This window comes from Marinobacter sp. V34, from assembly GCF_055524115.1.
The window spans coordinates 1-6,815 of the sequence record NZ_JBUPZY010000021.1 but is presented as its reverse complement, the minus strand read 5'-3'; the positions used below and the strand labels follow the sequence as shown (position 1 = coordinate 6,815).

Genomic DNA, 6,815 nt, shown 5'->3' with positions numbered 1-6,815 from the left:
TCCGGAAACGGTTCCCAGCCCCTGGTAGCGCACCGTGATATTGTCACCAGGCTCTACGGCAATCGCTGCGGTGATACCGCCCGTCATGATGAAGGTGCCCGCTGGAATATGCTCACCCCGTTCTGCCAGCAGGTTCGCCAGCATCGCTACGCTGGAGGCCGGATGGCCCAACACGGCAGCGCCAGCACCCACGTCGACAACCTCGCCGTTCTTCTCGACCACCACGCCCAGGGTTTTCAAATCTACATCCGCCACATCGGCCATCTGGCCGCCGGTGATAAAGCGGGTAGACGAGGCGTTATCCGCCACAACACTGACCAGATCGAACTTGAAGTTCTCATAACGAGAATCGATGACTTCGACAGCCGGTATGACAAAGTCGGTCGCTGCCAGGACCTGGCCGATGTGGCAGCCCGGCCCTTTGAGGGGCGCCTTGGTGACGAAGGCAATCTCTGCTTCGATTTTGGGGTGGATCAACTCCTTGGTGTTGACCACGCCGCCATCCGGCACGCTGAAGTAGTCCGCTAGGAAGCCGTAAATGGGGGTTTCGACACCCATCTGGGCCATCTTTGCCCAGGAGGTCAGACCCATTTTCATGCCGACGATCTTGTTGCCACGGGCTTCCTTGCGACGGCGGATTTCCCACTGCACGTCGTAGGCATCCTCGAAGGTCATATCAGGATACTCGTTGGTAACCTTGGTGATGTCGTGGACCCGCAGTTCCGCGTTTTCTACATGTTCAGCCAGAGCCAGAACCTGTTCGCGGCTTAATGTCTTACTCATGCATCTTGCTCCTTCTGTGCCGCCAGAAGATCCAGCGCCACGTCCACAATCATGTCTTCCTGGCCACCCACCATGCGGCGCTTACCCAGCTCCACCAGAATGTCCACGGTTTTCAGGCCGTACTTCTGTGCCGCCACTTCGGAATGGCGCAGGAAGCTTGAGTAAACACCGGCATAGCCCAGCGCCAGGGTCTCACGGTCCACTCTGACCGGGCGGTCCTGCAGTGGACGCACAATGTCGTCCGCCGCATCCATCAGCGCGTACACATCGGTACCGTGCTCCCAGCCCATCTTGTCGAAGGCAGCGATGCATACTTCCAGCGGGGCGTTGCCCGCACCAGCCCCCATGCCCGCCAGGGAGGCGTCAACACGGTCACAGCCCTCCTCGACGGCGACGATGGAGTTGGCCACACCCAGGGCGAGGTTGTGGTGAGCGTGCATTCCCGTCTGGGTTTCCGGCTTGAGCACGTCCTTGAGGGCCCGGAAACGGTCGCGGATGTCGTTCATGTTCATGGCGCCGCCGGAGTCCACCACGTACAGACAGGTCGCGCCGTAGTCTTCCATCAGCTTGGCCTGCTCTGCCAGGCCCTGCGGGGTCTGCATGTGGCTCATCATCAGAAAGCCCACGGTGTCCATGCCCAGCTTGCGAGCGTGCTCGATGTGCTGTTTGGACACATCCGCTTCGGTACAGTGGGTGGCAACCCTGACGATTCTTGCACCAGCGTCGTAGGCGTTGTCCAGGTCGTGGACGGTGCCGATGCCGGGCAGCAACAGGGTGGCGATTTTCGAGTGGGTGACCACCTCCGCCACGGCCTCAATCCACTCCAGGTCAGTGTGGGCCCCGAAGCCATAGTTGAAGCTGGAGCCCTGCAATCCATCGCCGTGAGCGACTTCGATGGAATCGACTTTGGCCTTGTCCAGCGCCCGTGCAATGTCCTGCACGTTCTTGATAGAGTACTGGTGGCGGATGGCGTGGCTGCCGTCCCGCAAGGTCACGTCGGAGATGTAAAGTTTTTTGCCGGGGTTATAAGTCATGATTCAGTCTCCTCAGTTGACCAGTGATTCGGCAATGCGCTCAGCGGTGCCGAGGGCTGCGGAGGTCATGATGTCCAGATTTCCGGCGTACGCTGGCAGGTAATGGGCAGCGCCTTCCACTTCCAGAAAAATGGAGGTCTTCAGGCCACTGAACTTGCCCAGGCCCGGGACATTCATGGGCTGGTCTTCGGGGATGTCATCAAACTGCACTTTCTGCTTCAGGCGGTAACCGGGCACGTAGCTGTTGACGGCCTTGACCATTTCTTCCACAGAGGCTTCCACTTCCGCCTCGTCAGCGGCATCGGAGAGCACATAGATGGTGTCCCGCATCAGCAGCGGCGGCTCGGCCGGATTCAGAATGATAATAGCCTTGCCCTTCTGGGCACCACCGACCACTTCAATCGCTTTTGAGGTGGTCTCGGTGAACTCGTCGATATTGGCGCGGGTGCCGGGGCCGGCCGACTTGCTGGAAATCGACGCGACGATTTCAGCATAGTGCGCTTTGGCCACGCGGGACACGGCCGCCACCATGGGAATGGTGGCCTGGCCACCGCAGGTGACCATGTTGACGTTGCCCTCCTCCAGGTGCTCCTCCAGGTTGACCACAGGCACGCAGTAGGGACCGATGGCCGCCGGGGTCAGATCGACCACGCGAATGCCGGGTTTGTGGTCACGAAGCAGCTTGTCATTGTGAACGTGAGCGCCGGCAGAGGTGGCATCAAACACAATGTTGATATCGGCAAACTCCGGCATCTTCACCAGCCCCTCCACGCCGTCGGCGGTCGTGGCCACGCCCATGCGGGCGGCACGAGCCAGGCCGTCGGACTCGGGGTCAATGCCGACCATCACGCCCATTTCGATGTGCTGGCCGTGGCGCAGGATCTTGATCATCAGGTCGGTGCCAATATTGCCCGAACCGATGATCGCGGCTTTGATTTTCTTGCTCATGATGTTGTCCTCTTCAATCCGGGTCAGGCGAAACGCACGGAAGCACTGCCGATACCACCAATGTCCACGCGCATGTAATCACCGGCCTTGACCGGTTCCAGCGGCACCAGCGAACCGGACAGAATAACTTCACCGGCTTTCAGGGTGATGCCGAACTCGCCCAGGGTGTTGGCCAGCCAGGTCACGCAGTTCACCGGGGAGCCCAATGCGGCCGCACCGGCACCGGCACTCAGCACGCTGCCATTCTTTTCCACCACCATGCCGCAGGTCACCAGGTCAACTTTGCGGGGAGATACCGCCTGATCGCCCAACACAAACAGACCACAGGAGGCGTTATCCGCCACAGTGTCCTGGATGGTGATCTTCCAGTCCTGGATGCGGGAGTCGACAATCTCGAAACACGGCATAACACACTCGGTGGCAGCCAGTACGTCAGCATTGGTGACGCCAGGCCCGCTCAGATCTTTTTTCAGGATAAAGGCAATTTCGCCCTCGGCGCGGGGGGCAATCAGCCGGTCGCTGATGGGCATGACTTCGCCACTGTTGAACACCATGTCGTCGGTCAGGTAACCGAAATCCGGCTGGTGTACATTGAGCATGTTCTGAACCGCCTTACTGGTCACGCCGATCTTCTTGCCGATGATGGAGGCGCCATCCGCCAGGCGGCGTTCCAGCATGCGCAGGGAAATGTGGTAGGCGTCGTTGATGGTGATGTCTTCGCCACGACCGGTCAGCGGTGTGACCGCTTCCCGGCTCAGCATGGCCTGATAAAGCTCATCACCCAGGGCCTGAATGCGTGTCTGTTCCATTATCGTGCTCCTGCAGCCCATTGATCGGCTTCGGTCAGGAAATCGTTCACTAGCCGCGCGAACCGGTCGGCATGTTCGATCTGGGTCCAGTGACCGCACCGGCCAAACACATGCAACTGTGCGCGATCGATCAATTCAGCCAGGCGGTAAGAGGCGTCCAGTGGTATCACCTCGTCCTCGCGACCGTGAAGAATCAGGGTTTCGTGGGACAATGCCTGTATGTCTTCTTCCCGGCTCGCAAGGCTATCCACCCAGCGCTGGCGCGGCGCCGGGAACATGGCCGAGAAAGACTCCTGAAAGCCCGGCCGAATGCTGGCCTGATACCGCATTTCTGCCAACTCGTCGGTCAGGAGAGCTTTATTAAAGGCAAACACGCCCATTAATCGCCGCATATTCTCCAGAGAGGCCTCGTAGCCCCAGACTTCATCAAGCCCTTCGGTGATGGGAAAACGGACACCCGCTGAACCCATCAGCACCAGACGACGAATACGCTTTGGATGCTCAATCGCCAGCGCCAGCGCCAGGCCACCCCCAAAGGAGTTACCCACCAGATCGACCTGTTCTAATTCAAGCTCATCCATAACGCCAATCGCGTGCTTTACCCATCTCTCACGATTGTAGATCTGGTCATCCGGCCGCTCACTGTAGCCGAAGCCCAGCATGTCCGGGGCGACTACGCGGCGATGCTTGGCCAGCTCCGGAATCACCAGGCGCCAGTTAGCCCAGGCGGTGACGCCGGGGCCGGAGCCATGAATCATCATGACCGGAACACCGCCCTCTCCATGGTCATGGACATTGGTGCGGTAGCCGGCAGCGGTTATCTCACGCCCGATTTCCGGGCTCTTTTCAGGTACAGTCATGGTCAGCTCACAATTTCACGCAAATGTTTTTCATCTCGGTGTAGAACTCCAGGGAGTGCACACCGCCCTCGCGGCCAATACCGGACTGCTTACTGCCACCAAAGGGGGTCCTAAGATCCCGCAGGAACCAGCTATTGACCCAGATAATGCCAGCCTCGATCTGACCTGCCACACGATGGGCACGGGTGATATTCTCGCTCCAGATCGCTGATGCCAGCCCGTATGGGAGGCTGTTGGCCAACTCGATGGCTTCTTCTTCGGTGTCAAACGGGCACAGGTGGACACAGGGGCCGAAGATTTCATCGGTAATCACCGCCGAATCTTCCGGCAAACCGGTCCAGATGGTGGGCTGAACCCAGGCTCCACCAACCAGAGCTTCCGGCATCTCCGGTACACCACCACCGGTCACCACCGTGGCGCCGTCATCCACAGCTTTCTGATAATAGGACAAGACTTTCTCCCGGTGATCGAGGCTGACCAGCGGGCCCATATCCGCCTCGGCGTCATCCGGAGGGCCAATCTTCATGCCTTCCGCGGCTTCTTTCAGTCGACCGACGAACTCGTCGAAGATGGAACGCTCGACGTAAACCCGCTCAGTGCCCAGACAAACCTGACCACAATTGGCGAAGGCTGAGCGCATGGTGCCCTCAATGGCCTTATCTATGTCGCAGTCAGCGAACACTACGCCGGCGTTCTTGCCACCCAACTCCAGGGAGATATCCCGGATGCCTTTGGCGGCAGCTTTCATGATGACTTCGCCGGTGCCGATTTCGCCGGTAAAGGTAATGCCATCCACCTGGGGATGCTCGGTCAGGAAGGCACCGGCCGAATCCCCACCGAAACCGTGAACCACGTTGAACACCCCGTCTGGCACGCCGGCGTCTTTCATCACTTCGCCCAGCAGGGCAGTGGTGGTGGGCGTTTCCTCGGAAGGCTTGACCACTACGGTGTTGCCACAGGCCAGCGCAGGACCCACTTTCCAGGTCATCAGAAGCAATGGCAGGTTCCACGGACTGATAACACCAATCACGCCCTTGGGGCGGCGAACGGCATAGTTCAGGGCGCCTGTGCCATCCGGAGTCGGCATTTCAAAGGATTCCGCGGGTACGTTCTTGATCATGTCCGCGAACACTTTGAAGTTGGCCGCGCCCCGGGGAATATCGATGTGGCTCGCCAGGGACTTCGGCTTGCCGGTATCGAGGCATTCTGATTCCAGAAACTCATCGAATCGGTCGTTGATGCCGTCGGCCACCTTGTGCAAGATGCCGGTGCGCTCGTCCAGCGTCATCTTGCCCCAGGGGCCGCGCAGGGCCGCTTTCGCAGCCTTGACCGCGGCATCCACCTCTTCCCTGCCAGCTTCATGAACCTTGCTGATCACTTGTCCATTGGCCGGGTTAACGTTGTCGAACAGCTTTCCGCTGGCCGAGCCAACGTACTGCCCGTTGATGTAGTGCTTGATGTCTTTCATTGCTGCTTCGTCCGGTTTCATCAGCTCGGGATCACGTCAGTACGGTCATGAAGCGCTCGTTCAGCGTACGATCGTGGTAAAAAATCGCTTTGCCGAGCTCTTCCGTCGTCCAGGTAACCGGTTTGTGGTCCGGGTAGAAGTAATCGCCTCCACAAAACACTTCGTTGCGGTTACCGGACGGATCGAAAAAGTAGATGGTTTTGCCGTGGGTCAGGCCGTGACGAGTCGGGCCGATATCGATGGAGGTATCAGTCATGGAGATCAGATCCGCGGCGCGCAGTACGTCTTCCCAGGTTTCCAGGTGGAAAGACGCGTGGTGGAATTTGCCTGGCTCTTCATGGTGAATGAAGGCAATGTCGTGCTCTTTCATAGAGACCGTCAGGAACTGCGACACCCTGGTGCCTTCCGGATCCAATACTTGCTCGGCCAGGTCGAAGCCAAGGACATTGACAAAGATGTCGTAAGTCGCAGCCAACTCAGGACCGTAAAACAGGCAGTGGTCAAAACGCACGGCTTTCATGCCTCGCAGGCCTCGGGGCCAGGCTTCCGGATTAACATCGGACAGGCCCCACTTGCCGGTGTACTTCTTGTCGGCAAAAAGCTCGAAAGCATGCCCGGAGGGAACGGTGAAGCGAACGCGGCGGCCACAATCCTTCAGCTCTTCCGCCGGCACCTGTTCTACTTCAACGCCATGAGTGACCAGATCCTTCTCCAACTGCTTCAGGGTGTCTTCGTCCAGCACCTTGAAGGCCATGAAATCACAGCCTGGCTCGTCTGACTCGCGCAGTACCACGGAGAACTTGTCCACCTCGGACCAAGCCTTCAGATACACACGACCCTGGTCGTCACGGTCGGTTTCAATCAGACCCATCAGGTCTGTGTAGTGTTTGAGGGCTTCTTCCAGATCGAGAAC

General features: G+C 58.9%; 7 protein-coding genes. All 7 read right to left on the bottom strand.

All coding sequences use genetic code 11. The features are described 5' to 3' along the window. Window positions 1-783: 2-oxo-3-hexenedioate decarboxylase (gene dmpH / locus AC0B60_RS20130; RefSeq protein ID WP_465087654.1), on the bottom strand; the 783-nt coding region annotated here is incomplete at its 3' end. Continuing rightward, window positions 780-1,817: a 4-hydroxy-2-oxovalerate aldolase gene (dmpG, locus tag AC0B60_RS20125; RefSeq protein ID WP_465087653.1), complete on the bottom strand. Its 1,038-nt coding sequence runs from the start codon at window positions 1,815-1,817 to the stop codon at window positions 780-782. The genes dmpH and dmpG, both read right to left, overlap by 4 nt. Window positions 1,818-1,829: 12 nt before the next feature. After that, window positions 1,830-2,765: an acetaldehyde dehydrogenase (acetylating) gene (locus tag AC0B60_RS20120; RefSeq protein WP_465087652.1), complete on the bottom strand. Its 936-nt coding sequence runs from the start codon at window positions 2,763-2,765 to the stop codon at window positions 1,830-1,832. Between the two features lie 23 nt (window positions 2,766-2,788). Then, complete coding sequence (gene dmpE / locus AC0B60_RS20115) at window positions 2,789-3,574, bottom strand: 2-oxopent-4-enoate hydratase (RefSeq protein ID WP_465087651.1); 786 nt, start codon at window positions 3,572-3,574, stop codon at window positions 2,789-2,791. Then, on the bottom strand, window positions 3,574-4,434 hold the full coding sequence (locus AC0B60_RS20110; protein WP_465087650.1) for an alpha/beta fold hydrolase: 861 nt from the start codon (window positions 4,432-4,434) through the stop codon (window positions 3,574-3,576). Before AC0B60_RS20110 ends, dmpE begins: the two co-directional genes overlap by 1 nt. Before the next feature lie 7 nt (window positions 4,435-4,441). Further along, complete coding sequence (locus AC0B60_RS20105) at window positions 4,442-5,902, bottom strand: 2-hydroxymuconic semialdehyde dehydrogenase (RefSeq protein WP_465087649.1); 1,461 nt, start codon at window positions 5,900-5,902, stop codon at window positions 4,442-4,444. Window positions 5,903-5,933: 31 nt separating this feature from the next. Further along, window positions 5,934-6,815: catechol 2,3-dioxygenase (locus AC0B60_RS20100; RefSeq protein WP_465087648.1), on the bottom strand; the 882-nt coding region annotated here is incomplete at its 5' end.